We start from the raw sequence: 25,754 nt of genomic DNA, 5'->3' as shown, positions 1-25,754 counted from the left end.
TAAATCATAGGGGAGTAATCCTTTAGATGCTCATACACTAGAGGGCAAATTGCTGAATGACACACTGATAGTAAATGAAATACTGAATTTGCTATTGACCAAACTACTGGAGAAATGATTCTTCGTGATACAGGCGAAAGATTTAAGAGAATTGAATAGCGTTGTATAAGATTAAGTTATTTAGCGTAAGATTGGGTTATGAATTTCAATCTAACTTAACCTATATGAATTATCCAACACCCAAATGATTCAAATTCCCTTTTCAGGTAGCCTCACGTTACTAGGTAGGCTACCTGAAAATGTTTTTCTGTAGCCTTTAGGCCAGTTTGGCGGCTACGTCGCGCAGGGCGGTGCGCAGGCCTTCTTCGATTACAGGGTGGTAGAAGGGCATGTCGAGCATTTGCGGCACGGTCATGTGCTGCTGATGCGCCCAGGCGAGGAGGTGGGCGATGTGTTCTAGCGCGGGGCCGATGCCTTCGGCGCCGAGGAAGCGGCCGGTTTCGCGGTCGGCATACACACGCAGGCTGCCTTGGTTTACCAGCATCACGCGGCTGCGGCCTTGGTTGCGGAAGGATACTTGGCCGGCCACCAGTTTGCTGCCGTATTCTTTTTCCAGCTGGGCAAAGCGCGCGCCTACGCTGATGATCTGCGGGTTGGAGAACACCACGCCGATCATGCTGCGGCGCAGGCCGTCCCGCACATCGGGATAGCGGCCGGCGTTTTCACCGGCGATTTTGCCTTGGTCGGAAGCTTCGTGTAGCAGGGGCAGTTGGTTGGAAGCGTCGCCGGCAATAAAAATGTGCGGGATGCTGGTTTGCATGGTGCGCGGGTTGGCCACGGGCACGCCGCGTGCGTCTTTCTTGATATTGAGGTTTTCCAGCCCGATGTTGTCCACATTGGGGCGGCGACCGATGGCGGCGAGCAAGCAGTCGGCGGTGAATACGCCGCTTTCGCCGTCTTGCGTCCATGCCACTTCTACTTGGCCTTTATCGTTGAGCCGGGTTTCGGTTTGGGCGTTGAGGTGGAGCGGAATTTCCTGGCCGAAGATGGCTCTGGCATCTTCCAGCACCACAGGGTCGGAAATACCGCCGATGAGGCCGCCCAAGCCGAACATTTCCACGCGTACGCCGAGGCGGCTCAAGGCTTGGCCAAGCTCGAGGCCGATCACGCCGGTACCGAATACGGCCACGCTCTCGGGCAGGGTATCCCATGAGAATACGTCATCATTGATGACGAGACGGTCGCCCAGTGCCTGCCATTGCGGCAGTACGATGGGGCGGGAGCCAGTGGCGATTACGATGCGTTCGGCGCGAATTTGGGTGTGGTCGTCGATTTGCACGGTGTGGTCGTCGATGAATTTAGCCTGCCCTATGATGCGGCGCTCGGCAGACCAGGCTTCTACGTCTTCCAGCACGAAGCCGACGAAGCGGTCGCGCTCGGATTTGACGCGGCTCATCACTTCTTCGCCGTTTACGCTGATGCTGGATTTATCCAGATGCACGCCGAAGGGATCGGTGTGCAGGGCGTGGTGGCGGGCTTCTGCGGCGGCAATCAAGAGCTTGGAGGGCATGCAGCCGACGCGGGCGCAGGTGGTGCCGAAAACGTGGCTTTCGATGAGATAAACGTTTCCGGTGTAGAGGCGGGCATTGCGGAAGGCGCCCATGCCGGCGGTGCCGCCGCCGATAACGACGACGTCTGCAGTAAGGTGTTTCATGTCTGCTTTCCTTATGTGGGAAGACCTTTCAGGTAGCCTGTATGGCTGACAAAAGGCTACCTGAAAATATCGGCTGCTGCGGGGTAACAGGCTACCTGAAAGGTCTTGGGAAAAGAGCCGCCCTGTTCGGGCGGCTCGCAAAGCTATCTACTGTATTGGCAACTGGATAGCTGGAAAATTAGGCGCGTTTGGCCAAGTATGCGTCCAAGTCTTCGCTGCCGCCGATGTATTTGCCGCCGATGAACACTTGCGGGGCGGTTACTTTGCCGGTAATGGCACGTACGGAAACGATGCTGGCGTCTTTGCCCAACACGATTTCTTCGTAAGCCAGGCCTTTTTCTTTCAAAGCGGCTTTGGCTTTGGCGCAGAAGGGACAGCCGGGTTTGGTGAAGATGGCGATGGATTCTTGCGGTTTCCAGTTCGGAGCCACGAATTTCAGCATGGTGTCGGCATCGGAAACTTCAAAGGGGTCGCCTTCTTTGATCGGCTCGATGAAGGCTTCCACGATTTTGCCGTCGTCCACCAGCATGGAGTAGCGCCAAGAGCGTTTGCCGAAACCGATGTCTTCATCGCTCACTTCCATGCCCATGCCGCGGGTGAATTCGCCGTTGCCGTCCGGGATCATGGTGATGTTGTGGGCTTCTTCGTCGGCAGCCCAAGCGTTCATTACGAAGGTGTCGTTTACGGATACGCACAGGATGTCGTCGATACCGTTTTCTTTAAATGCAGGAGCCAGCTCGTTGTAGCGCGGCAGGTGGCTGGAAGAGCAGGTGGGGGTGAACGCGCCGGGCAGGGCGAATACCACTACTTTTTTGCCTTTGAACAATTCGTCGGTGGTGACATCTTTCCAAGAATCAGCCACGCGGGTGTGGAAGGTTACGTTCGGAACTTGCTGACCAACCAATTGGTCGCGGGATTTGATGTTGATAGACATATAGAGCTCCTTATATCAGGGTGTCAGAAATAATGCGGATGAATTTGCGAGATACGGTGTATCGACAGGGCGGCATTCTAGCCGCCGCCAGGCGATTTGTATAATTTATAGTTCAAATAATATGAATTGCTTTGATCTATAAATAGCTCGCGTGCACCTTGTCGGTGCGTATATACGGGAAACAACATTTGTTTTTATTAGGGCTGGCGGCAGAAATTCAATAGGCTAGGCAGAAATTTGTTGCCCAAGGCTACCTGAAACTATTTTATCTAATAAAAATCAATATATTAAAATGAAAATAGCCTTTTCCCTTGAAAAAAAAACGGCCAAACCCATTTACTGGGCAAGTTAAAGCGCCAGCAAGGCGCTGTCTGAATTCTACTAATCTCTAAGGAGCAATCCATTATGGCAAAAGTTATCGGTATCGATTTGGGTACCACCAATTCCTGCCTGGCCATTTCTGAAAACGGCCAGACTAAAGTAATCGAAAACGCCGAAGGCGCACGCACCACTCCCTCCGTTATCGCCTATCTGGACGGCGGCGAAATCCTCGTGGGCGCGCCGGCCAAACGCCAGGCCGTTACCAACGCAAAAAATACCATCTACGCGGTAAAACGCCTGATCGGCCACAAATTTGAAGATAAAGAAGTGCAGAAAGACATCGACCTGATGCCTTTCAAAATCGTGAAAGCCAAAAACGGCGACGCTTGGGTGGAAGCACAAGGCAAAGAGCTTTCTCCGCCGCAAATTTCCGCCGAAGTGCTGCGTAAAATGAAAGAAGCCGCCGAAGCCTATTTGGGCGAAAAAGTAACCGAAGCGGTGATTACCGTGCCGGCTTATTTCAACGACAGCCAACGCCAAGCCACTAAAGACGCAGGCCGCATCGCCGGTTTGGATGTGAAACGCATCATCAACGAGCCCACCGCAGCTGCACTGGCTTTCGGTATGGACAAAGGCGCCAAAGGCGACCGCAAAATCGCCGTATACGACTTGGGCGGCGGCACCTTCGATATTTCCATCATCGAAATTGCCGATTTGGACGGCGAAAAACAGTTTGAGGTACTCTCCACCAATGGAGACACCTTCCTTGGTGGTGAAGACTTCGATCAACGCCTGATCGACTACATCATTTCCGAGTTCAAGAAAGACCAAGGCATCGACCTGAAAACCGATGTGATGGCCTTACAGCGCCTGAAAGAAGCCGCCGAAAAAGCCAAAATCGAGCTTTCCAGCGGCCAGCAGACCGAAGTGAACCTACCCTACATCACCATGGACGCCACCGGTCCCAAACACTTGGCCATGAAGATTACCCGCGCCAAGTTTGAAAGCCTGGTGGAAGACCTGATCGAGCGTTCTATCGTGCCCTGCCGCACCGCTATCAAAGATGCCGGCCTGAGCGTGAACGACATCGACGACGTAATTTTGGTGGGCGGCCAGAGCCGTATGCCTAAAGTTCAGGAAACCGTGAAAGAATTCTTTGGCAAAGAGCCGCGCAAAGACGTGAACCCCGATGAAGCCGTGGCTTTGGGTGCCGCCATTCAGGGCGAAGTGTTGGGCGGCGGCCGCAGCGACGTATTGCTGCTCGACGTTACCCCGCTGTCTTTGGGCATCGAAACCATGGGCGGTGTGATGACCAAACTCATCAACAAAAACACCACTATCCCCACCAAGGCTTCGCAAGTGTTCTCCACCGCCGAAGACAACCAGAGCGCCGTAACCATCCATGTGTTGCAGGGCGAACGCGAACGCGCTTCTGCCAACAAATCACTCGGCCAATTCAACCTCGGCGATATTGCCCCCGCTCCGCGTGGCATGCCGCAGATTGAAGTTGCCTTCGATATCGACGCCAACGGCATCCTGCACGTGTCTGCCAAAGACAAAGGCACCGGCAAAGCTGCCAACATCACCATCCAAGGTTCTTCCGGCTTGAGCGAGGAAGAAATCGAACGCATGGTGAAAGACGCCGAAGCCAATGCCGAAGAGGATAAAAAACTGCACGAACTGGTGCAGAGCCGCAACCAGGCCGAAGCCTTGATTCACTCCGTGAAAAAATCACTGGCCGACTACGGCGACAAACTCGACGCAGCCGAGAAAGAAAAAATCGAAGCCGCGCTGAAAGAAGCCGAAGAAGCCGTGAAAGGCGACGACAAAGCCGCTATCGATGCCAAAGCCGAAGAGCTGGGCAAAGCCAGCCAGAAACTGGGCGAAATGCTGTACGCCGATGCCCAGAAGCAGGCTCAGGAAACCCAAGCCGGCCAGTCTGCCGACAGCGAGCAGCCGAAAAAAGGCGATGATGTGGTAGATGCCGAGTTTGAAGAAGTGAAAGATGACAAATAAGTATTGTCCGCTTTAGCGAATGATGAAAAGGCTACCTGAAAGCGAAGCTTCAATGCAGTTAAAACGCAGCACAGCAAAGCTTCTGCGAAGCTAAATTTTTCAGGTAGCCTTTTTGTAAATCCAGGCCGTTGTCGCTAGCCAAAGAAACCCATGCGCACTTGAATCAGTTTCTCCAATTCGCTCACCACGCGGCGGCGAGCCACAAACAGGATGATGTGGTCGCCGTCGGCCAGTTGCACGTCTTGATGTCCCATAAATACTTCTTCACCGCGCACCACGGCGGCAACGTGGCAACCGTTGGGCCAGCGCACGGCGCTCACGCGGCGGCCGACCAGCTTGGAGGTATCTTTGTCGCCGTGTGCCACGATTTCGATGGCTTCGGAATTGCCGCCGCGCAGGGGGTGTACAGCTTCCACGTCGCCGCGCCGGATATGCGCCAAAATTGAACCGATGGTCACCAAGTGGGGCGACACGGCGATGTCGATGGTGTTACCTTGCAGCAAATCCACGTAGCTGGAGCGGTTTACGATGGCGATAACGCGTTTGGCACCGAGGCTTTTGGCCAGCATACCGGCCATGATGTTGTTTTCGTCATCGTTGGTGAGTGCGCAGAACACATCGATTTCGTCGATGTATTCGCCTTCAAGCAGGCTTTCGTCTGCGGCAGAACCGTGCAGCACGAGAGTGCTGTTGAGGTTTTCAGAAAGCCATTCGGCACGTTTTTCGTTGATTTCGATGATTTTCACATCGAAGCAGTCTTCCAGCTGGCGGCTGAGGCGGAAGCCGATTTGGCCGCCGCCGGCGATCATCACACGCCGCGTGGGCTGCTGCTGCGGGCGTAATTCGCGCAATACTTCGGTCACTTGAGAAGTGGCGGCGGCCACGAATACTTCGTCGCCCGGCTGAATTACGGTTTGCGGCGTGGGCATAATCAGCTTGTTGTTGCGGTAGATGGCGCAGATTTGGCAGTCGGTGTCTTCGGGCAGGTGTTCGTGGATGGTGTGGATGGGCTGCCCCAAAAGCCGCCCGCCGCTTTGTGCGCGTACCACGAGCATGCGCACTTTGTCTTCGGCAAAGGTGAGCACCTGCAGGGCGCTGGGGTGGCAGAGCAAATCGGCCAGCCGCTCGGTAACCAGCTGTTCGGGGCAGATGGATTCGCTCACACCGAATAAATCGAGCGTGCTGCGGCCAGCGTTATCTTCTTCGACATCGCAGCCGGTGAATTCCAAATAATCGGAAAGGCGCACGCGGGCGATGCGGTTAGGAATGTTGAACAGGCTGGAAGCCAGTTTGCAGGCGGCTAGATTGGTTTCATCGTGGCGGGTGAGGGCAAGCAGCAGATCAGTGTCGTAGGCGCCGCCTTCGGCCATCATGGCTGGTGAGGAGCCGTTGCCCAGCAGGGTTTGCACATCGAGCTTACTGCCGATGTTGTGCAGGGCTTCGGGATCGTTGTCGATGATGGTAACGTCGTGGTTGGGGATTTCCACCAGATTCTGTGCTACGGCAGTGCCTACTTGGCCGCTACCTAAGATGAGGATTTTCATATTGGAAGATTAGACTTGGCGGCCAAAGTTTCAGGTAGCCTGCCAAAGGGTTAGGAAATAAAGGTAAATGCGAGAGGCCGCTTTAAACCATAGCGGGCTGAATGCCGGAAACTAGTTGCTTGAGCTGCTCAGGTTTGAGCAAGCGGATGTGTTTGTATTCCACTTCAATCAGCCCTTCTTGGCTGAATTTGGAGAGTGTTCGGCTCACTGTTTCCAGCTTCAGCCCCAAATAGCTGCCGATTTCCTCGCGCGACATACGTAAAATAAAATCGTTGGCCGATAGGCCACGTTTTTTCAATCGTTGTGACAAATTCAGCAAAAATGCCGCCAGCCGCTCTTCGGCACGCATATTGCCCAAAAGCAGCATCACATTTTGGTCACGTACGATTTCTTGGCTGAACAGGCGGTAGAAATGTAGCTGCAATTCGGGTACCGCCGCGCACAGCTCTTCCATATTAGCATAGGGCAACTCGCACACTTCCGTATCTTCCAGCGCCACCGTATCGCAGTAGTGTATTTGGTTACAGATGCCGTCCATGCCCACCAGTTCGCCCGACATAAAAAAACCAGTAACTTGATCCCGCCCGTCTTGGTTGGCTATAACCGTTTTCAGGAAACCGGTGCGTACCACAAACAGCGAATCGAACCCGTCACCATTACGGAACAGGAAATCACCTTTTTTCAGGCGACGGCTGCGTTTGATAACCGCATCAACGCGCTCTACCGCCACCGCAATCGCGGCATTGGGCTGGCATAGTTCTTTAAAAACGCACCGCGAGCAAGTTGTGGAGTGGGGCATGGCTTTCATGTGTGTGCTAACTTTCTAAGCAAGAAGAGCCTATAAAGCGGCGGCAATTATCGTTTATACTTGCCACCTTGCAATATTTGGGGCAAATTGCCGAACACTGGCATTTTACCCGATTTCACAAACAAAACCTATACTGCATATTTATCAAATAGTAACAGCAACATAAATACAACCATACTTACCGACCACACTCAAGAAATTATCTTCGGCCGCTAGCTTATCGCCCCCCTACCCGCCAATGATTCATACTACATCCCTATCTCCACCGCTGACCACTTCTACAACAGCTTCACTGCCAATACTACATCCGAGCCGTGCAAAGTCTCCCCTGGCCTCCTCTCGCTCTATTAATCCACATTCCCTTCTGCGACACCATCTGCCTCCAATGCCGCATTGACACCAACATCGTGCCCGATAGCAACACCAAGCTAGACATGTTCCAGCAAATTGTGCAGCACTGGCCAGTGAAAACTACATTTTTATCGGTGTGGACACACCACTTTGCCAAACCTAAAGACGAACCCTCTATAATCTTGCGTGAAGGTTGCATGCTCCTTCTTCCGAGGCTACTTGCTCAACGAAAATGACTTGCTGCTCCGCCGAATGTCGACAGCCCTCTGTCCCAGTACTTTGCCGCCGAAGGCTTGGTTGAGCTAAATGAAACCAGCCTGAGCGTTACCCCAAAAGACCATTTCCTCATCTGCAACATCGCCATGATGTTCAATCACCATCTGCACTCCCGCGATACCGCCGCCAAATATTCGCAAATCGTGTTAGCCATTTTTTTCTTCACAGAAACTTAACCTTGGTTGCGCCAAGACATTGTTTTAATTTTGTTGAATCTAAGGTGAGCCAACGCAATAGGAAGAAAGAAGTGCTTTAGTTATCCTGCGACTCTCCCTCCAAACCCGATATAATCCCGCCATCATGAGCAAACCCACCGCCAAACCACGCAAGCTCCCGAAGCCCGATCCGCGTCACGCCCGAGCCGGCGAAGAGCTGCAACGCCACCTCGGCCACAGCTTCCAGAATCCCCGCCTCTTCGAGCAGGCGCTCACCCACCGCAGCTACAGCGCCCAAAACAACGAACGCTTCGAGTTTGTCGGCGACGCCATCCTCGATTACAGTGTGGCCAAAATGCTGTTCGACGCCTTTCCCGGCTACAGCGAAGGCGAACTCTCCCGCCTGCGCGCCAATTTGGTCAACCAAGACGTACTCGCCGAAATCGCCCGCAGCATGGGCGTGGGCGATGCGCTGTATTTGGGCGTGGGCGAACTCAAAAGCGGCGGCTTCGACCGCCCCTCCATCCTGGCCGATGCCGTGGAAGCCCTGCTGGCCGCCATCAGCTTCGATGCCGATTTTGCCGCCGCCGAGCAAACCGTGCGCCGCCTGTTTGCCCAGCGCATTGCCAACATCGACTTGAGCAACCAGGGCAAAGACCCGAAAACCCTGCTCCAAGAAGCCCTGCAAGCCCGCCGCCTGCCCCTGCCCAAATACCGCATCGAACACCAATCCGGCGAGGGCTGCGACGCCCGTTTCGACATCGCCTGTGACCTGGGCGAACTCGCCCACATCACCCGTGCCCAAGCCGCCAGCCGCCGCGCCGCCGAACAAGCTGCGGCCAAAGAGGCGCTGGATTGGCTGCAAGAGCAGCATCCGCTGCCCGGCAAAAACAAAAAACACCGCAAATCCCGTGCCTGAATCGCTGCTGATGCCGCCATCATTCAGGCCAATAATGTTTGAGCTAATGCAAACAAGCCTTACTGGCAGGATTTACTGATAGAAAACGGCGTATTATATATAGCTACTCATTTTCAACTTAATAAAGGAATCAATCATGGTTTTTGTATTCAGCGTCTTATTCGGCGCATTTATCGGCATCTTCTTCTTATGGTTTTCTTCCAAAAACGCGGTAAAAGACCATCCTGAACTGCGCATCCATGTGCCTGAAGGAGCGGAAAGCTCGCCAGAATGGCAGGAGTGGGCGCAGGAAAACGGCTATAAACTGAACGACAAAGGCGTGTGGGCCAAAGGCACCGGTATGCTCACCAGCGCCACCGAAATCCGCTTTGAAGGCAACGATATGTTGGTTCAGGAGTGCATTAACTTCCTGCTCGGCATCAACCGCTTCGCCATCAACGCCCCCATTCTGGCCGGCAAACCCGTGCGCATGGTGAAAATCAAAGCATTGAACAAGCTCATGGCACAGTGGAATCTGCCCGAAATCGTGTTCGGCAACCCAGAAGACAAAGTTCACATTAAAAACTAAGCCGCTATATTTTAGCTTTGTTGAAGCCCACGTTTTCAGGTAGCCTATTGAGCATTCCGCACAGGCTACCTGAAAATATATCCATATGAACAACATGAATTATTCCAACACCAAACATCCAACCGCCTTCCGCTGCGGCTTCGTGGCTATCGTTGGCCGGCCGAACGTGGGCAAATCCACGCTGATGAACCACCTCATCGGCCAAAAAATCAGCATCACCAGCAAGAAGGCCCAAACCACCCGCCACAAAATCACCGGCGTTTATACCGATGAGCGCAGCCAGTTCATCTTCGTGGACACCCCCGGCTTCCAAACCCGCCACCGCAACGCGCTCAACGACCGGCTCAACCAAAACGTTACCGAAGCCATCGGCGGCGTAGACGTGGTGGCTTTCGTGGTGGAAGCCATGCGTTTCAGCGAAGCCGACCGCGCCGTGATCCGCCTACTGCCCAAACACCTGCCCGTAATTTTGGTGGTGAACAAAATCGACCGCGCCAAAAGCAAGGCCGAGCTCGACGACTTTATCCAACAGCTGCAGCAAGAATTTAATTTTGCCGGCGTAGAGGCCGTGAGTGCCAAACATGGGCTGCGCATAGGCGAGCTGCTTGCCATCCTGCGCCCCCACCTGCCCGAGAGCGTGCCGCTCTACCCCGAAGACGCGGTCACCGACCGCTCCGCCCGTTTCCTCGCCGCCGAAATCGTGCGCGAAAAACTGTTCCGCCACCTCGGCGAAGAGCTGCCCTATGCCGCCAACGTGGTAGTGGAACAGTTTGAAGAAGAAGACGGGCTATACCGCATCTACATCGCCGTGTTGGTGGATAAAGACGGCCAAAAAGCCATCATCATCGGCAAAGGCGGCGAAAAACTGAAAAAAATCTCCACCGAAGCCCGGCTAGATATGGAAAAACTGTTTGAAACCAAAGTATTCCTCAAAGTTTGGGTGAAAGTGAAATCCGGCTGGGCAGATGATGCCCGCTTCCTGCAAGAATTCGGGCTGTAGGGCTGCTTCGTTACAGCTCACGTTTTAGCTGCGCAGAAATTGGCTTCGCTTATTTTAACTGCGTTGAAGCTCACGCTTTCAGGTAGCCTTAACGCTTCTGCCCGCTAACCGACCGTATCGGCAACACACCGTACTCCATCCAACCATCCCCACCGGAGGCCATATGTCGCACCCCATCACCCCCGAAGCCGCCCAAGCGCGCATCGACCGCATCCAAGCCCTCTACCGCGAATGGAAGCACCTACTGCCCGAGCTGGAGGCTGCCCAGGAGCAATGGCAGCACGCCATGCGGCTGATGCGCGAAATGTCCGATTTTTACGACCGCGAATACATGCCGCTGCACCAAGCCATCGAAAACGGCCTGCCCGTTTCCCTGGCCACCGAAGGCGAATACAGCATCATGAGCGAAGACGCCCTGTGGAACGCCTTCCAGCAGCAATACGACCTATCCTGGGCCTGGCTGCGCGCCGCTACCCACGAGCTCGATCCGCAAAACCGCTTCCACTTCGACCCGACAGCAACCGATGAATAAACAAAGGCTACCTGAAATTTCAGGTAGCCTTTGTTTGGGCAGATGCCTTATTTCTGGTTGGCTTCCAGCGCTTGCTGCAAAGCATCTTTCGGCATATAGCCGGGCACTACTTTGCCATTGGGGAACACCATGGTGGGGGTGCCGTTGAAGCCGTAGCGGTTGCCCAGCGCCATGGTTTCTTTTACCGGGTTTTCGCAGCCGGCGGATTCGGGCGGCACGGTACCTTTGCGCATCCAATTGATCCAGGCGGCGGTGCGGTCGGGGCTGCACCAGATGCGCACAGCTTTGGCTTCTGCAGCGGGGTGCAAATCGGGGATGGGCATCATGAAATTGTAGATGGTGATGTCGGTCATCTGCTCGAATTCTTTTTCCAAACGGCGGCAGAAGGGGCAGTCGGGGTCGGAGAACACGGCCACTTTCAGCCTGCCGTTGCCGCGCACTTCTTTAATGGCGGAATCAAGCGGCAGGGCGGCGAAGTCGATGCGGTTGAGCTCTTCGCGGCGGGTTTCGGAAAGGTTGCTGCGTTTGTTCACATCGATCAAATCGCCGGTAAACATATAGTTGCCGTCGCCAGTCATGTACACCAGCTGATTGCCAGAAAGGAACACTTCATATAGGTTGTCTACGGGAGCGGGGGTAACGCTCAGCACTTCCAGGCCTTGGTTGCCGTAGGTTTGGGTGAGCTTGCTGCGGATAACGGCTTCGGGGCTGCCGGCAGGCGCGGCTGCAGCCGAAGCGGCAGTACCGGAGGCGTTTTGCTGCACGGCGGGCTGGGCATTGCAGGCAGCTAGGGGCAGCAGTGCGGCCAGCAAGATGGCGGAGAGGGTGTGCTTCATTTGTTTGTTCTCATTAAATGGTTAAAAACAGGGGCGCATTATACCGAAATCTGCGCAGGCGGGCTTTTGTGGCGTGTAAATGTCATTTATCGTCCGGATTGGCTTTCAGGTAGCCTTTGTAAAGGCTACCTGAAACTGTTTGGGCAGCAGCAATGTGTTTTTCAGCCCAACAGCCCCGGCCAGCGTGCCAATACGCGCTCTACAGCATCGGATTGGCGCAGCAATTCACCCTGCCATTGCCCGGCGGCCTGCCGCCATTGCGGCAGCTGTTGCAGCAGCTGCCGCCAGCTCTCGGCACGGGCGGCGGGAGTGAGCGCGGCGGCGTGGTTCAAGTCGTCGGAAAGGGCTTGGTGGGCGGCGGGAAGCGGGGCAAACGCGGCGGCTTTATGCCAGAAGGCGTGCAGCTTGGGCAGGTGTGCCTGCTCGGCCTGTGGATAGATGTGCCACAGCAGGGGCTTACCGGCAAGCTGGGCGCGCACAAAGCTGTCTTCGCCGCGTACGATGGCCATATCGGCCAGCCATAACACGGCATCAAATTCGGCCTGCGGCACAAAACCAATGCGGATAAGCCGCACCGCGCCGGCCTGCCACACGCTGCCAGGCTCGTGCAGGGCATGCTCGGGAATCGCGCCGGTTTGGCGCAGGCTGTGGATAATTTGCCGGTCGGCCAGCCATACGTCTAAGGCTTCGCCCGCTGTCTGCCAGGCGGCGAGCCAATCGGCCCATTGTGCGCCGGCATAGCCGAAGCAGAAACATTGCACGGCGCGGCGCGGAGTCTCAGGTAGCCCCAAGCGGCGGCGCAAGGCGGCTTGGGCAGCGGGGTTAGCAAGAAAGGCCTGCTGTTTTTTCAGGTAGCCTGCTTCGCGCAGGAGGCCGCCGCTGATTTCGCTAAAACCCATCAGCCAAAAATATTTTTCTGCGCCGTCGGCTTGCAGCGAAAGCTTGCCGTGCATGGCTTCCGCCCAAGGTTCGGCGCTGAGGTATTCCCAATTTAGCCACAGCGGGCGGTGTGTGCGGACGGCGGCCAGCGCAGCGGGAGGCAAATCACAGCCGAAGGTTTCAATCACCAAGGCGGGCGCAGCCACAGCCAATTCGGCCGCGATGCTTTCGGCCGCGTCGCCCTGCCAATGGTGCGCCCGAATCGCTGCAGGCAACGGGGCATCGCCGAGCAGTTTGGCCAGCGCGGCGGGATGGTCGTGCCAAAGGGCTACCTGAAAGCCGGCTTCGTTCAGCCGGCGTGCCAGCCGCAGGGAAACGCCGATGTCGCCGTAGTTGTCGATCACGCGGCAAAACAACCAGGCGGCAGGCTGAGTGTCGGTATGTTTGGATGGAAAAAACGGGTTTGATGGCACGATAAATCTTTCGCTGGGCAAATTCTCAGACAGGACGGGAATTTACGTTAGCTACGCGCTCTGTCAAGCGTTTTGGCGGAAATTTTTTTGGTTTTCCCACAAGGGGCTAAAGAAGCCGCTTTCGGATTGGCATAAAGGCTCAAATCTGCCGCTTGACAAGATCCGATTTCATTTAACATATTGATATTTATATACTTTTAAAAAATTGGCCATTTTTTACGCAACCTAAGCCAAGGCCTGATTTATCAGGAAATCTTACGCTTCCCACAGGGTTTTCCACAAAGTTTTCCACAGCTTTTGTGGGTAAGGGATAAAGCTGCGATAGCCGCGTTTTTTTGGCAGATTATTGCCTGCGGCAGATGGGCGGACAGCTCGGAGGCGATGCTGTTCCCGCAAGAGCAGCCGCCCAAGTTTCAGGTAGCCTTACGCATTGCTGCACCACTCAATGACGACGGCAAAAATGGCCTGTTGGGCAGGGAAAAGCGTTTCCAAGCTTGCGGGAACTGGAGGCTACCTGAAAATGCCGCCTCAATGGTAATCATCATTTTTAGCTTGGTTAGAAACTGCATCCAGGCCGACGCTTTCAGGTAGCCTTTTGCCGCGCCGCCGTTTCGGCTACCATAGCCGCCGTTTTATTGGTTTAAAGAAGCAATCATGACTTTCCAACAATGGCTGGATACCTGCCGACTGCCCCGCCTGGAAGCGCGGCTGCTGGTGGAAGCCGTGTGCCGCATCAATCATGTGCGGCTCATCAGCCGCAGCGGCGACGAATTGCCGCAGCCGCAACGTGCCGTACTCGACATGCTGGCGGCTCGCCGCCGCCGTGGCGAGCCGATGGCTTATTTGCTCGGCAGCTGCGAGTTTTACGGCAGAAGTTTCCGCGTGTCGCCCGCCGTGCTGATTCCGCGCCCCGAAACCGAGCTTTTGGTGGAAGCGGCACTTGCGCGCCTGCCCCCGGGCGGGCGGCTGTGGGATTTGGGCTGTGGCAGCGGCATCATCGGCCTTACCGTGGCACTGGAGCGTCCCGATGCCGCCGTGCGCGCTTCCGACATCAGCCCTGATGCGCTGGCCGTGGCGCAAGCCAATGCCGCCGCGTTGGGCGTAAGCATCGAATGGGCGCAAGGCTCATGGTTTGCGGCTCTGCCCGCGGCAGAAGGCCTGTTCGACGTCATCGCCAGCAATCCGCCCTACATCGAAGCCGGAGACGAGCATTTGCAGCAAGGTGACCTGCGCTTCGAGCCCGCTGCTGCGCTCACCGATTTTGCCGACGGCCTCAGCTATATCCGCACCCTCGCCGTCCAAGCCCAAGGCTACCTGAAACCCGGCGGCTGGCTGCTGCTGGAACATGGCTGGAACCAAGGCGAGGCCGTGCGCGGCATGTTGGCTGAACACGGCTGGCAGCAGGTGGAAACCCTACGCGACTTGGCCGGGCTGGATAGGGTGGGCATCGGGCGGAAGGCGGTATAGCCAACACGCTTTGACGGCCTTGGCTTGCCCTTGGTATGGGCAGTGTTCCGCTATACACGGAAATAACTGGCTTTATTTTGTCGGTGCACTCAAAAGGCTACCTGAAAACCGCAAACCGGTTTTCAGGTAGCCTTTGTTTCGCCCGATAGATTAGTTCGGAATATATTGCAGCGGGTCTACCGGCTGGCCGTTTTTGCGCAGCTCGAAGTGCAGCTGCACGCGCTGGCTGTCGCTGTTGCCCATGGTGGCGATGCTTTGGCCGCGGCGCACGGTTTGGCCTTCGCGCACGAGCAGGCGCTGGTTGTGGCCGTAGGCGGTGAGGTAGGTTTGGTTGTGCTGCACGATGATGAGGTTGCCGTAGCCGCGCAGGCCGGAACCGCTGTACACCACTTTGCCGTCGGCAGCGGCCACTACGGGTTGGCCGGCGGTGCCGCCGATGTTGATGCCTTTTTCACTGCCGCCGAAGCGGGTGAGGATGTTGCCGGCGGTGGGACGCTGCCAGGTGATGCCGGCGGCGCTGCGGGTGCTGCCGGATACGGAAGGCGTGGCGGCTGGAGTGGCAGCGGTGTTAGCCGACGGGGCGGGAGTGGGCGCCGGCGCAGGGGTGGTGCGCGGCGGAGTAGCGGGCGGCGGGGTTTGCGCGGTGGCGGGCGGGGTGTAGCCGGCGGGTTTCACGCGCAATACTTGGCCGACGCTGATGTTGTTGTCGGACAGATTGTTCCAAGCGCGCAGATTGTCTTGGCTGATGCGGTAGCGCAGGGCGATGTTATACACAGTATCGCCGCGCACCACGGTGTGCTGGGCGGCGTTTACGTCCACCGGAGCGTAAGACGGGGTGTAGCCGCTGCCGCCGACAGGAGCGGCGCTGGCTGCGGGCGGGGTATAGGGAGCGGGCACAGCAGCCGGCGGGGTGTAGGGGGTGGTATTAGCGGCTTGGGTAGCGGCAGGCGGGCTGTAAGGCTGTGCGCCGTAGGGGTTGCTGTCGGCCGTGGCGGTGTTGCCGCCGTAGTTGTTGCCGTAGCCGGCACCGTTGCCAGACACCACCGGGGCGGGCGGCTGGGTGAGGGCGCAGGCGCCGAGGAAAACGGTGAGGGCGAGGGGAAGAGTGCGGAAGGTAAACAATTGATTCATGGGGATGCGGGCTTTCTGTGCACGGGAACAGCGCAATCATAAGCAATCCGTGCGGTTTCATGCAAGGTTGGGCGGCGTTTATCGCGGTTAAGTTCCGTTAATCAGCGGTACAAAGCGGGCTTCGTGCACGCAGGTTTCATGGAAGCCGTGGGCGGTTTTTTCGATGAGCCACAGGTATTGCTGCCCGCCTTCGTCCAGCGGGATCACCATGCGGCCGCCCACGGCGAGCTGTTGCAGCAGGGGCAGCGGCACTTCGGCAGGCGCGGCGGTGACGAGGATGCCGTTGAACGGGGCGACTTCGGGCAGGCCGAGGTAGCCATCGCCGCACACCAGCCGCGTGCCGCCGAGCAAACGGGCGGTGCGCAGGTTGTGTTTGGCTTTTTCGTGCAGCGCCTGCAGCCGCTCCACCGAATAAATCTGCTTGAGCCCCACAGCTTGCAGCACGGCAGTTTGGTAGCCGCAGCCGGTACCGATTTCCAGCACCGGGCCGAAATTTTCTGTTGTTTCGTTGCCAAGCATGAGCTGGGTCATCACGGCCACGGTGTAGGGCTGGGAGATGGTTTGCCCCAGCCCCAAGGGCAGCGACATATCGTCATAGGCGCGCGAGCGCAGGGCTTCCTCCACAAACACATGGCGCGGCACGCTGCCCATGGCGGCGTGCACGTCGGCGCGGCTGATGCCCATTTTGGCCAGCCGCTGCACCATATTGCGCCGCCGCCAATCGAAGCTGCCGCTGGTGTGTGCTGCGTTCATAGTTCGGTATCCTGCCAAAATTGCGCCACGCTGTCTAAACCGGCATGGTCGGTTAGATCCACGGAAAGCGGGGTAACCGTAATCATGCCGGCTTCGTTTTGCGCGAAATCGGTGTCTTCTTCGCGGCCGAGCACTTCGCCGGCCGCGCCAATCCAATACACATTCTCGCCGCGCGGGCTGCGGGCGGCCACCACGCTTTGCTGATGATGCCGCCGCCCCAGGCGCACGGTGGCGATGCCTTGGATTTGGTTTTCCGGCACCGCCGGGATGTTGACGTTCCACAGCACGGGCGCGGCGGGCTTGGGCGCGGCAAACAGATGGGTGAGCAGCCGCCACACGGCCTGTTCGGCGGTGTGCCAATAGCGGCCGCTTTTGTCGTTGAGCGAAAAAGCAATCGCAGGGATGCCGAGCAGATAGGCTTCAGTGGCGGCGGCCACGGTGCCGGAATAGAGGGTGTCGTCGCCCATATTCGCGCCGTGGTTGATGCCGGAAAACACCCAGTCGGGCTGGAAATCGGGCAGGCTGTGCAGGGCGAGGTGGATGCAGTCGGTGGGCGTGCCGTCGACAAAATAGAAGCCGTTGGCGGCTTCTTGGATGCGCAGCGGGCGGTCGAGCGTGAGCGAATTGCTGGCGCCGCTGCGGTTGCGCTCGGGGGCGACCACGCGCACGTTGGCAAATTCGGCGGCCACCCGGGCGAGGATGGCGAGGCCTTCAGCTTGGTAGCCGTCGTCGTTGCTGATGAGGATATTCATGGTTGGCTTGGGGCTGCCTAAGAACGGGTGGTTTGGGGGTTTCAGGTAGCCTGCCAACGGGGCAGCAGGCTACCTGAAATTGGGTTTGGCCTTTTGGCGCTGTTAAAGCGGCCGCTTTGGCTACACAAAATCCAAGCCCGGCATTGCCAAGGCCTTGCTTTCAGGTAGCCTTTGGTGTTTACAAAACGGTATTGGCCGGCTCGTAGTCGATTACGTCGCGGATTTTGTTTTGCGCATCCACCAGCACCACTTTCGGCCGGTGTGCGGCAATTTCCGGCTCGGAGAGCAAAACATACGACATGATGATCACTACGTCGCCCGGCTGCACCAGCCGTGCCGCCGCGCCGTTGAGGCAAATTTCGCCGCTGCCGCGCTCGCCGGCGATGGTGTAGGTTTCCAGCCGCTCGCCGTTGTTGTTATTCACAATCTGCACTTTCTCGTTCACGCAGATGCCAGCCGCATCAAGCAGATCCAAATCCACAGTGATGCTGCCTACATAGTTTAAATCGGCGCGGGTAACGGTGGCGCGGTGGATTTTGCCGCCCAGCAAAGTTCGGAACATATCGGGAATCCTGGAAAAAAGCGGTATTTTATCGCAAGCGGTGCGCGGGCTGAAGGCTGCCGGTTATTTTCAGGTAGCCTCTTTCCGACCGTGCCGGTTTGCCGGGCATTTCTGCCCGGCCTGCAAGTTTCAGGCAGCCTTATTCTGCTCCGCAGCCGCAGGGCAGGGAGGCAGAAGCTTGCAGGCTGAGCTGTTTGCGTTGCAGCGCTTTTTCGTGGCGGCAGCGCTGGCGTTCGCCGGTGATTTGCAGCGGCGGCACGGGCACGGGCTTGCCGTTTTCCATGGCCACCATGGTGAAATAGCAGCTGTTGGTGTGGCGCACCTGACCGGTGCGGATGTTTTGCGCTTCCACGCGGATGCCGATTTCCATGGAGGTGCGGCCAGTATAGTTGACGCTGGCGTAGAACGTAACCAGCTCGCCCACGTGAATCGGCTCTTTAAACAATACTTTGTCCACAGACAGGGTAACGCAATAGTGCCCGCTGTAGCGGCTGGCGCAGGAATAAGCCACCTGGTCGAGCAGGCGCAAAAGCTCGCCGCCGTGCACATTGCCGCTGAAATTGGCGGCGTTGGGCATCATCAGTTCAGACATCACCAGTTCGTGCGCAGGCAGCTGGCGGGTGTGGGATTCGGTCATGGTATTCCTCGGTGTGTGAGAGTGAAAGATTATTCTATGCTATTAATACGGCATGATTTGATTAAACTTGTTTATGGTGCGATTTCTGCATGCCACGCCAGCTATTGGCCACCAAAAGCAGCAGCCCCGCCCAAATCAGACCGTAGGTGATGTAGGCCGAGGGCTGCACAGGTGTTTTCAACACCAACACCGCCAGCAGAAACAGCAAAGCCGGCTCCACATAGCTGAGCATGCCGAACAGGTTGACCGGCAGCAGCAGCCCCGATTTCATGTTCAGCGACATCGACACCGCGCTCAATCCGCCCAACAGCGGCAACAGCAGCCAACGGCGCGGGCTGGTGAGAAACTGTTGCACAAAACGCGGCATTGCTGCCAGACCGAGCGTCCACGTCATCATCAGCCACAACCCTGCCGCTGTCATCACCATGCGCAGCGCAGACACATCCGTGCCGCTAATCGGCTGCATCCAATGGCTAAACAGAGATACAGCACGCTAAACAGCAGCTGCGACAGCAGGCACAACACCACGCCTTTGCTCAAGTCAGATACAAACACCCGGGGAGTGAATACAGAAAAGTGTGATTATATAATGAATTAACTACCCTATCGATACCAATCGGCGAACTGCAGCCCAACGTTGTGGCAAAATTGAAATCAATCCACTCTATTGGCTTACGGAGTACGGTGCAGAATTTTAGGTAGCCTGAGACCTTTGCAAAACCCCGGATTTGAGTGCAGTTCAAAGCGGTAGCATTGCAGAATACGCAGATAAGATTGGAATATTTTCAGGCATTCGAGAAGCGAGGCGCGAAGAAATGTACTGAAGATGGAATTTTGTAAAGGTTTCAGCCTTGATAAGCCGACCTTCCGCCTTATATAAATCCAAGCGGCAGACAAAATGCCGCTCTCCCCCAACCCAATCAGGAGATTAAAACATGAGTAAAGATTTTGACCAGCAGAAAGAAGAACTCTTGCAAGAAGTGCGCGCCGTGCTCGATGACGTGGAAGAGCTGTACCAAAGCGGCGTTGAAGAAGGCAGCAAAGAAGCCGAGCAGCTGCGCGGCAAGCTGCAGCGTAAATTGCAGGCTGCCCAACGCAAATTGGGCGACTTTGAAGAAGTGGCTGCCGAGCGCGTGAAACAGACCGCCAGCCAGGCCGACCAACTGGTGCAAGACAAACCTTACTATGCCATGGGCTTCGCTGCCCTCGCCGGCTTGGTAGTGGGCGTGCTGCTTAACCGCCGTTGATACTTGTCACCCAGCCGCCCGCCCCGCCCTGTGCAGGCGGGCGTTTTATCGTTGCTCCAAATAGGCATAGCATTGCCCGCCTATTTGGCACCACTATCCCCATCCAACGGGAGCGCCGCATGAGCCTCAAACACAATATCAACCACATCTGCTTCCTCATCAACCAAGGCGCGGATCTCTTGCTGCTGCGCCTGCAAATCCTCGGCATCGACCTTTCCGGCCAAGCCACAGGCTTCATCAAAATCACTGCCACCCTGCTCGCCGGCAGCGTGTTGCTGCTCGCCGCCCTAGTCAGCCTCTTCTTCGGCCTCGATGCCGTCCTGCCTGTACACGTCAAAATCTGGGTATTTTTCAGTCTGCCCGTATTGCTCCTGCTTATCGCTTGGTTCTTACTCTCCCGCACCCTAGCCGGCTGGCGGCAGGCTGGTGTTCAGGTAGCCTCCACTCTCGCCGACATGCGCCGCGACCTCGACATCCTGCGCGGCCATACCGCCGGCACAAACACCCAACCTGCCAACATCACGCCGGAGCAGCCCGAATGAACTCCCAGCCTCAGCCCCAGCAGCCGCTCAGCAAGGCACAGCAGCGCGAACTGCTCGCCTTGCAGGCCGAACTCGCCCGCCTGAAAATTCGCAGCGAACAGCTGCGCAAACAAGGCCGAAACCGCGCCGGCAAGCCCATCGACTGGCTCAAACTGGCCAACAGCCTGCCCTTAGCCATGCTGCTGTGGCAGGCCGCCGTCTTACCCGCTCCCAAACAACGCCAATTGCTGCCCAAATTTGGCCGCATGCTGTGGCGCTGGTGGAGCAGCGAGCCAGAGAAAGGAAAAAAGGGAAAATAAATATTGGATCTGACGGCAAAGGCTACCTGAAAACCGGTTTGAACCGTTTTCAGGTAGCCTTTCTTACATTCGGCCGGTGCTTAGAGCGTTTCCATCGTGTGCTGGTCGTTGGTGTAGATGCAGATGCTGCCGGCGATTTCCAATGCTTTTTTCACCACGGTTTCGGGCGGCAGCTCGGTGTTTTCCACCAGTGCGCGGGCGGCGGCCTGGGCATAGGAGCCGCCGCTGCCGATGGCGGCGATGCCGCCTTCCGGTTCGAGCACGTCGCCGTTGCCGGTGATGATGAGGGTGTTATCTTTGTCGGCCACAATCAGCATGGCTTCGAGGCGGCGCAGGGCGCGGTCGGTGCGCCATTCTTTGGCCAGCTCGATGGCGGATACGGTGAGCCGGCCTTGGTGTTTCTGCAATTTGGCTTCAAAAAGCTCAATCAGGGTAAACGCATCGGCCGTGCCGCCGGCAAACCCGGCCAAAACGGTGTTGTTATACAGTTTGCGCACTTTGCGCGCGGTGGCTTTGATGATGGTGTTGCCCAGGCTGACCTGGCCGTCGCCGCCGATGGCGACTTGGCGGCCCCGGCGCACGGAAACGATGGTGGTGCCGTCGAATTGCTGCATGGCGCTTCCTTTTTAAAACAGTTGGGAATAGGCGGCAGATTAGGGCAGCGGCGCGGATTTCAATTTTTCAGGTAGCCTAAAAGCGGGATGAGGCTACCTGAAAACATTTAGCGGTTGGGTTTACTGCCTTAGCGGGCATTGGTGGCGGCTTGGGCGGGGATGACGGCGAGCCACTCGATATTTCTTTGGGCGAAGGCTTCGGGGAAGAGGTATTCGCCGCGAAATACGGCCAGGTCGATATTTTGCCAGGGCTGATTGAAGGCGGGCGCTTGGGTGTGCACAGCGTCGAGCAGGAGGATGGTGCAGTAGTAGGGCTGTTCGGTGCGGGCAGTGAGGCGGAATGGGCGGCCGGCCAGCGCAGCGGCGTGGCGGGCGTAGCGGTTTGTTGGGAGAGTCGGGGGTGGCAAACTCGGCCAACGGGGTTTCAGATAGCCTTTCCCACTGGCTTTAGGCCGCTTTGCAGCGGGCGATGACTTCGTCGGCCAGTTCCAGATAGGCGATGCTGCCTTTGGCTTTGGGGTCGTAGGCCAGGGCGGGCATGCCGTGGCTGGGGGCTTCGGCCAGGCGCACGTTGCGCGGGATGATGGTGTTGAACACGAGGCGGGAGAAGTGTTTTTCCAGCTGCTCGCCCACTTCCAGCGACAGGCGGCTTTGCGGGTTGTACATGGTGCGCACGATGCCGAGGATGTCGAGCTTAGGATTGATGGCTTTGCGGATTTTGCGCACGGTGGCGATGAGGTCGGAAATGCCTTCGAGAGCGTAGTATTCGCACACCATGGGCACGATGAGGCGGTCGGCGGCCACGAGGCCGTTGAGGGTGAGCAGGGTGAGGGTGGGCGGGCAGTCGATGAGGATGTAGTCGTATTCGGGCAAAAGCGGCTTGATGGCGGTTTTGAGGCGCATCTCGCGGGCGATTTCCTGAATCAGCTCCACTTCGGCGCCGGCCAGGGAGCGGTTGGCGCCGAGGATGTGGTAGCGGCCGTGCGGGCTTTTGAGGCGGGAGTCGGCGGCTGCGGCCTGCTCGAGCAGCACTTGATAGGTGCCGCTGCTCAGGCTGCTTTTGTCGATGCCGCTGCCGGTGGTGGCGTTGCCCTGCGGATCGAGATCCACCACCAGCACGCGCTGTTTGCGTTCGGCCAGGGAAGCGGCCAGATTGACGGCGGTGGTGGTTTTGCCCACGCCGCCTTTTTGGTTGGCTATGGCGATAACGGTAGCGCTCATCATCTGGCCTTTCTATGGGAAGGGGTTGGGGGAAACTGAAAATTCAGGCTAATTTCGGTTTCATGCACGCTTGGGACGCATGATCACCATATGCCGCTCGGCTTCCAGCATGGGCACGTCGAGCTTATCGGCAGACACCACTTCGATATTCGCGGGCAGCTGCTCGATTTCTTCATAAGGATACACGCCTTTCATGGCGGCCCAGTAGCCGTTTTCATTGAGCAGGTGTTTGGTGAGCGCGGCAAAATCGGCCAACTCGGCAAAGGCACGGCTGGTTACCACGTCCACTTTTTTATCGTAGATGGTTTCCACACGGCCGGCGGCCACGGTAACGTTGCTCAAGCCAAGCTCGATCACGGTTTGCTGCAGGAATGCGGTTTTTTTAGTGTTGGCATCGAGCAGGGTGATTTGCAGGTCGGGGCGGCAGATGGCAGTGGGAATGCCGGGCATGCCGCCGCCAGAGCCTACGTCCATCAGGGTTTTCGCTTCTTTCACATAGGGCAGCAGGGTGAGGCTGTCGAGAATGTGGCGGCTGATGATTTGGTCGTTGCGGCGCAGGGCGGTGAGGTTGTAAGTGCGGTTCCACTTTTGCAGCAGCGAGGCGTGTTCGAGCAGCAAAAGTTGCTGGGCGGTGGAAAGGTTGAGGCCGAGGGCGGCTAGGCCTTCTTGCAGTTGTTGTTTGTTGTCCATAATTGTGTGTTTGAATTTTGGATAAAGATTAGGGCTACCTGAAAAGGCTTCGGCTGTTTCAGGTAGCCTGTTGGAATGTTGGGCGGATTTTACTCCATCTATACAAAGAATAAAATCTGGCAGCTAGGAAACCTTGTGCCGACTGGCCAGCCAATAGGCGCGGATGTGGTCGAACGTCCAGTTGTAAACCAAAGAATAGAGCACAATCAAGAGGGTGAGGCTGATGTCGGTAAGCAGCGCCTGCCACAGCGTAATTTGCAGAAACCAGGCAATCAGCGGCGTGGTGAAAAACAGCAGCCCACCTTCAAACGCGCCGGTTTGCAACATCCGCACGCCCCAGCCGCGCCGCTCGCGCCGGCCGGTGAAGATTTTATCGAACCCCCAGTTGAACAGGAAATTCCACACCATCGCCGTTACCGACACCGCCACGCTCATGCCAAACGCCGTGCAGGCATGGGAAAGCCCAAACAGTAGCACGGCCACGGCGGAAATCAGCACCGCGCCGGTTTCAAACAGCAAGGCATGAATAAAACGCTCAAAGAAGCTCACGATTCGGCTCGCGTGGGGGAGGGATGGATATTATAGCGCAGAGGCTACCTGAAACTTTCAAGCAGCCTCCTTACTCTTTACTCTAAATAGCTGCGGCTTGCCGAATTTCAGGTAGCCCCATCCGGCTAAATCAGCCCTGCCTGCTTCAGCTCGTTCTTCAAATAAGCATAATACACCGGCGAAATGATGATGCCGCCGATGCCGAAAATGCGTTCGAACACCACCATCACCAGCAATAATTCCCATGCGCTCGATTCGATTTGCGAGCCGATGATTTTGGCGTTGAGGAAATATTCCAGCTTGTGTACCACCACCAAAAACACCAGCGAAGCCGCGGCCACATAGAGCGACGCGCCCAGGCTGAGGATGATGATGACCGTGTTGGACACCAAATTACCGGCCACCGGCACCAGCCCCACCACAAAGGCAATCACCAGCACGGTGAGGCGGAAAGGCAGCTCCACGCCGAAGGCGGGCAGAATCAGATACAGATAAACGGCGGTAACGGCGGTGTCGATTAAGGAGATTTTCACTTGGGCGATAAACACGCGCTCAAAGCTGGTTTGGAAGTTGGTAATGCGCCGCACCAGCTGGGCTTTGAACGGCGGCATCTGATGACGGCTGCGGCGGGTATTGAGGCGGTGGAAGCTGAGCAGCGCGCCGATAATCACGCCGATGAGCACATACACAAAGGAAGTAAAGCTGTTTTTGCTGATGCGGGTGAGCGTGGCGCCGTATTCGGTGAGCAGTTCGGCAGCGGCGGCTTTAATTTCGGCCAGATTTTCGGGCAGCATATTCAAAATGGCCGGCGGCAGCTCGCCGTTATTTTTGGTGTTGGCCAGAATGGTGGCGAGCTTGGCCAGCATCACCGTAATGTGCCCGCTGTGAATCAGGCGGTACACGCCCAGCGCCATCAAGGTGATGGCTAAGAGCACCAGGCTGATGGTGAACGTGGCGGAAACGAGATTGATGTTGCGCACATTGAGCGAGCGATGCAGGAAGGTGTTGTGCGGCAGCAGGCGGTGGCGCATCCACAGAATCAGGCCGTTGGTGCGGTTGATGAAAATGTAGGTAAGGATGATGGAGAGCAGCAGCGGCAGGAAGCGGAAATACAGAATAACCAGCAGCGCGGCGGCCATCAGGATATAGGAAGCGGTGCGGAATTTGGTGGTTTCGGTGTGCATGATGTGGTGGTGTGTAAAGGGTGGGGCTACCTGAAAAGCGGGGATTGGATTTCAGGTAGCCTTTAAACGGCGGATTATAGCGCGGTGGGTGGAGGGTTAGGCTTGGCAACTCTGCTAAAACAAGAATTTCTTTTGAGCCTTTCTTTCAGGCTACCTGAAAAGGAGAAGCGGATACCAGAAGCAGAAGCTGCACGCACTTCTTCGCACACTTCAATCCGCACATCTAAATAGTGGAACAAGCATTGATTTTTCATTTACAACCACTGAATTTTACATAAAGTCAATGCAATGTTTTCTTAAGAGCATTAAAAATCAATGTTCAAAAGGCATTTTATTGACTATAGCGGAACTAATACATATTGCGGTATCGGGGCGGGTGTCGGGGAAGCAGAGATAGCTGTCATCCGTTTTTTCACTGCATTGCAATGCGTTGTCCACATAATATTTGGCGCTGTTTCGGACATCATTAAGTAATGGTGGCCGGATTTTTGCCGAAGCTAATCATGTGGACAGCATGGACAACTTGTCTAGTTGGCTTCGGCTCTAAAAATCCACTTACAAAGGAGTGAACCGAACAGCGTTCGGTATGGTGGCTACCGTTTGCCTGCAACATGATGCAATCTTCTATATGTATGATGTTGCAACGACCGCCGATACCACCACAAGTTATTGACTCTACATATGCTTGAGCAGGCATAACAAAGCCAAGCAGCAGAGCCGATAGGAATTTGGGGAAATGGGCAGTATTCATTTTTTACCTCCTTATGTGGTTTATTCGAA

General features: G+C 56.4%; 29 protein-coding genes and 1 pseudogene. 11 read left to right on the top strand and 19 right to left on the bottom strand.

Annotated elements, in window-relative coordinates; all coding sequences use genetic code 11:
* Nucleotides 1–316: 316 nt before the first annotated feature.
* Nucleotides 317–1,714: a dihydrolipoyl dehydrogenase gene (locus tag A7Q03_RS07850; RefSeq protein ID WP_067448794.1), complete on the bottom strand. Its 1,398-nt coding sequence runs from the start codon at nt 1,712–1,714 to the stop codon at nt 317–319.
* 178 nt (nt 1,715–1,892) lie between these two features.
* Nucleotides 1,893–2,648: a glutathione peroxidase gene (locus tag A7Q03_RS07845; protein WP_067448792.1), complete on the bottom strand. Its 756-nt coding sequence runs from the start codon at nt 2,646–2,648 to the stop codon at nt 1,893–1,895.
* A gap of 405 nt (nt 2,649–3,053) precedes the next feature.
* Between A7Q03_RS07845 and dnaK the strand changes: the two genes are divergently transcribed.
* Nucleotides 3,054–4,985: a molecular chaperone DnaK gene (gene dnaK / locus A7Q03_RS07840; RefSeq protein ID WP_067448790.1), complete on the top strand. Its 1,932-nt coding sequence runs from the start codon at nt 3,054–3,056 to the stop codon at nt 4,983–4,985.
* Nucleotides 4,986–5,119: 134 nt separating this feature from the next.
* Here dnaK and trkA read toward each other — a convergent pair whose 3' ends face one another.
* Together trkA and A7Q03_RS07830 are read right to left on the bottom strand one after the other, a co-directional pair.
* Nucleotides 5,120–6,529 carry a Trk system potassium transporter TrkA gene (gene trkA / locus A7Q03_RS07835; protein WP_067448788.1) on the bottom strand — a complete coding sequence of 470 codons (1,410 nt, stop codon included), beginning with the start codon at nt 6,527–6,529 and terminating at the stop codon, nt 5,120–5,122.
* An 82-nt stretch (nt 6,530–6,611) separates the two neighbouring features.
* Nucleotides 6,612–7,337 carry a helix-turn-helix domain-containing protein gene (locus tag A7Q03_RS07830; protein ID WP_082880726.1) on the bottom strand — a complete coding sequence of 242 codons (726 nt, stop codon included), beginning with the start codon at nt 7,335–7,337 and terminating at the stop codon, nt 6,612–6,614.
* Between the two features lie 644 nt (nt 7,338–7,981).
* Between A7Q03_RS07830 and A7Q03_RS10255 the strand changes: the two genes are divergently transcribed.
* From A7Q03_RS10255 to A7Q03_RS07810, 5 genes are all read left to right on the top strand, one after another.
* Nucleotides 7,982–8,140, top strand: a complete 159-nt coding sequence (locus tag A7Q03_RS10255; protein ID WP_153705527.1) for a hypothetical protein — start codon at nt 7,982–7,984, stop codon at nt 8,138–8,140.
* 124 nt (nt 8,141–8,264) lie between these two features.
* The gene (gene rnc / locus A7Q03_RS07825) at nt 8,265–9,038 is read left to right on the top strand and encodes a ribonuclease III (RefSeq protein WP_231863679.1); all 774 of its coding nucleotides are present in this window, start codon (nt 8,265–8,267) and stop codon (nt 9,036–9,038) included.
* A 136-nt stretch (nt 9,039–9,174) separates the two neighbouring features.
* The gene (locus A7Q03_RS07820; protein WP_067448786.1) at nt 9,175–9,606 is read left to right on the top strand and encodes a hypothetical protein; all 432 of its coding nucleotides are present in this window, start codon (nt 9,175–9,177) and stop codon (nt 9,604–9,606) included.
* 85 nt (nt 9,607–9,691) lie between these two features.
* Nucleotides 9,692–10,606 (top strand): GTPase Era, encoded by a 915-nt coding sequence (gene era / locus A7Q03_RS07815; RefSeq protein ID WP_067448784.1) that lies wholly within the window; start codon nt 9,692–9,694, stop codon nt 10,604–10,606.
* Nucleotides 10,607–10,769: 163 nt separating this feature from the next.
* On the top strand, nt 10,770–11,138 hold the full coding sequence (locus A7Q03_RS07810; RefSeq protein WP_067448782.1) for a DUF4298 domain-containing protein: 369 nt from the start codon (nt 10,770–10,772) through the stop codon (nt 11,136–11,138).
* A 47-nt stretch (nt 11,139–11,185) separates the two neighbouring features.
* Here A7Q03_RS07810 and A7Q03_RS07805 read toward each other — a convergent pair whose 3' ends face one another.
* Nucleotides 11,186–11,974 carry a DsbC family protein gene (locus tag A7Q03_RS07805; RefSeq protein ID WP_067448780.1) on the bottom strand — a complete coding sequence of 263 codons (789 nt, stop codon included), beginning with the start codon at nt 11,972–11,974 and terminating at the stop codon, nt 11,186–11,188.
* Between the two features lie 161 nt (nt 11,975–12,135).
* Nucleotides 12,136–13,326, bottom strand: a complete 1,191-nt coding sequence (gene earP / locus A7Q03_RS07800) for an elongation factor P maturation arginine rhamnosyltransferase EarP (RefSeq protein ID WP_067448957.1) — start codon at nt 13,324–13,326, stop codon at nt 12,136–12,138.
* A 381-nt stretch (nt 13,327–13,707) separates the two neighbouring features.
* On the opposite strand from earP, the gene A7Q03_RS07795 reads away from it, so the two are divergent.
* Entirely contained in the window at nt 13,708–13,917 is a 210-nt protein-coding gene (locus A7Q03_RS07795; RefSeq protein WP_067448778.1) for a hypothetical protein, read from the top strand.
* Between the two features lie 57 nt (nt 13,918–13,974).
* Nucleotides 13,975–14,793: pseudogene (gene prmC, locus A7Q03_RS07790) on the top strand (peptide chain release factor N(5)-glutamine methyltransferase); the annotation flags it as partial.
* Nucleotides 14,794–14,943: 150 nt separating this feature from the next.
* On the opposite strand, the gene A7Q03_RS07785 reads toward prmC, so the two are convergent.
* From A7Q03_RS07785 to A7Q03_RS07760, 6 genes are all read right to left on the bottom strand, one after another.
* Nucleotides 14,944–15,924: a peptidoglycan DD-metalloendopeptidase family protein gene (locus tag A7Q03_RS07785; protein ID WP_067448774.1), complete on the bottom strand. Its 981-nt coding sequence runs from the start codon at nt 15,922–15,924 to the stop codon at nt 14,944–14,946.
* 87 nt (nt 15,925–16,011) lie between these two features.
* Entirely contained in the window at nt 16,012–16,677 is a 666-nt protein-coding gene (locus A7Q03_RS07780; protein ID WP_067448772.1) for a protein-L-isoaspartate(D-aspartate) O-methyltransferase, read from the bottom strand.
* On the bottom strand, nt 16,674–17,429 hold the full coding sequence (surE, locus tag A7Q03_RS07775; protein ID WP_067448770.1) for a 5'/3'-nucleotidase SurE: 756 nt from the start codon (nt 17,427–17,429) through the stop codon (nt 16,674–16,676). Before surE ends, A7Q03_RS07780 begins: the two co-directional genes overlap by 4 nt.
* A 178-nt stretch (nt 17,430–17,607) precedes the next feature.
* Nucleotides 17,608–17,991: an aspartate 1-decarboxylase gene (gene panD / locus A7Q03_RS07770; RefSeq protein WP_003824535.1), complete on the bottom strand. Its 384-nt coding sequence runs from the start codon at nt 17,989–17,991 to the stop codon at nt 17,608–17,610.
* A 139-nt stretch (nt 17,992–18,130) separates the two neighbouring features.
* The gene (locus A7Q03_RS07765) at nt 18,131–18,628 is read right to left on the bottom strand and encodes an acyl-CoA thioesterase (protein WP_023887520.1); all 498 of its coding nucleotides are present in this window, start codon (nt 18,626–18,628) and stop codon (nt 18,131–18,133) included.
* A 61-nt stretch (nt 18,629–18,689) separates the two neighbouring features.
* The gene (locus A7Q03_RS07760) at nt 18,690–19,094 is read right to left on the bottom strand and encodes a hypothetical protein (protein ID WP_067448768.1); all 405 of its coding nucleotides are present in this window, start codon (nt 19,092–19,094) and stop codon (nt 18,690–18,692) included.
* Between the two features lie 469 nt (nt 19,095–19,563).
* Here A7Q03_RS07760 and A7Q03_RS07755 point away from each other — a divergent pair, with 469 nt between their 5' ends.
* The 3 genes from A7Q03_RS07755 (at nt 19,564) to A7Q03_RS07745 (ending at nt 20,716) form a co-directional block, all read left to right on the top strand.
* The gene (locus A7Q03_RS07755; RefSeq protein ID WP_067448766.1) at nt 19,564–19,875 is read left to right on the top strand and encodes a YqjD family protein; all 312 of its coding nucleotides are present in this window, start codon (nt 19,564–19,566) and stop codon (nt 19,873–19,875) included.
* A 119-nt stretch (nt 19,876–19,994) separates the two neighbouring features.
* Entirely contained in the window at nt 19,995–20,417 is a 423-nt protein-coding gene (locus A7Q03_RS07750; RefSeq protein ID WP_067448764.1) for a phage holin family protein, read from the top strand.
* Nucleotides 20,414–20,716, top strand: coding sequence for a hypothetical protein (locus A7Q03_RS07745; protein ID WP_067448762.1), 303 nt, complete (start codon nt 20,414–20,416; stop codon nt 20,714–20,716). The genes A7Q03_RS07750 and A7Q03_RS07745 overlap by 4 nt, the downstream gene beginning before the upstream one ends.
* Nucleotides 20,717–20,796: 80 nt before the next feature.
* Here A7Q03_RS07745 and hslV read toward each other — a convergent pair whose 3' ends face one another.
* The 7 genes from hslV to A7Q03_RS10250 all read right to left on the bottom strand — a co-directional run bounded on the left by hslV (nt 20,797) and on the right by A7Q03_RS10250 (nt 25,725).
* Nucleotides 20,797–21,330 carry an ATP-dependent protease subunit HslV gene (gene hslV, locus A7Q03_RS07740; RefSeq protein WP_067448760.1) on the bottom strand — a complete coding sequence of 178 codons (534 nt, stop codon included), beginning with the start codon at nt 21,328–21,330 and terminating at the stop codon, nt 20,797–20,799.
* Between the two features lie 128 nt (nt 21,331–21,458).
* Nucleotides 21,459–21,737 (bottom strand): hypothetical protein, encoded by a 279-nt coding sequence (locus A7Q03_RS07735; RefSeq protein WP_193563041.1) that lies wholly within the window; start codon nt 21,735–21,737, stop codon nt 21,459–21,461.
* 40 nt (nt 21,738–21,777) lie between these two features.
* Nucleotides 21,778–22,551, bottom strand: coding sequence for a ParA family protein (locus tag A7Q03_RS07730; protein WP_067448955.1), 774 nt, complete (start codon nt 22,549–22,551; stop codon nt 21,778–21,780).
* Nucleotides 22,552–22,611: 60 nt separating this feature from the next.
* Nucleotides 22,612–23,241 (bottom strand): 16S rRNA (guanine(527)-N(7))-methyltransferase RsmG, encoded by a 630-nt coding sequence (gene rsmG, locus A7Q03_RS07725; protein WP_003824470.1) that lies wholly within the window; start codon nt 23,239–23,241, stop codon nt 22,612–22,614.
* Nucleotides 23,242–23,364: 123 nt separating this feature from the next.
* A complete protein-coding gene (locus tag A7Q03_RS07720; RefSeq protein WP_067448758.1) occupies nt 23,365–23,790 on the bottom strand; it encodes a PACE efflux transporter in 426 nt (141 codons plus the stop codon).
* Between the two features lie 125 nt (nt 23,791–23,915).
* A complete protein-coding gene (locus A7Q03_RS07715) occupies nt 23,916–24,974 on the bottom strand; it encodes an AI-2E family transporter (RefSeq protein WP_067448756.1) in 1,059 nt (352 codons plus the stop codon).
* A gap of 466 nt (nt 24,975–25,440) precedes the next feature.
* Nucleotides 25,441–25,725: a hypothetical protein gene (locus tag A7Q03_RS10250; protein WP_153705530.1), complete on the bottom strand. Its 285-nt coding sequence runs from the start codon at nt 25,723–25,725 to the stop codon at nt 25,441–25,443.
* Nucleotides 25,726–25,754 lie beyond the last annotated feature (29 nt).

Origin of the sequence: Eikenella sp. NML99-0057 (assembly GCF_001648535.1) — a bacterium.
GTDB lineage: Bacteria > Pseudomonadota > Gammaproteobacteria > Burkholderiales > Neisseriaceae > Eikenella > Eikenella exigua.
The sequence above is the reverse complement of the archived record's forward strand: the minus strand, read 5'-3'. Positions and strand labels throughout refer to the sequence as shown.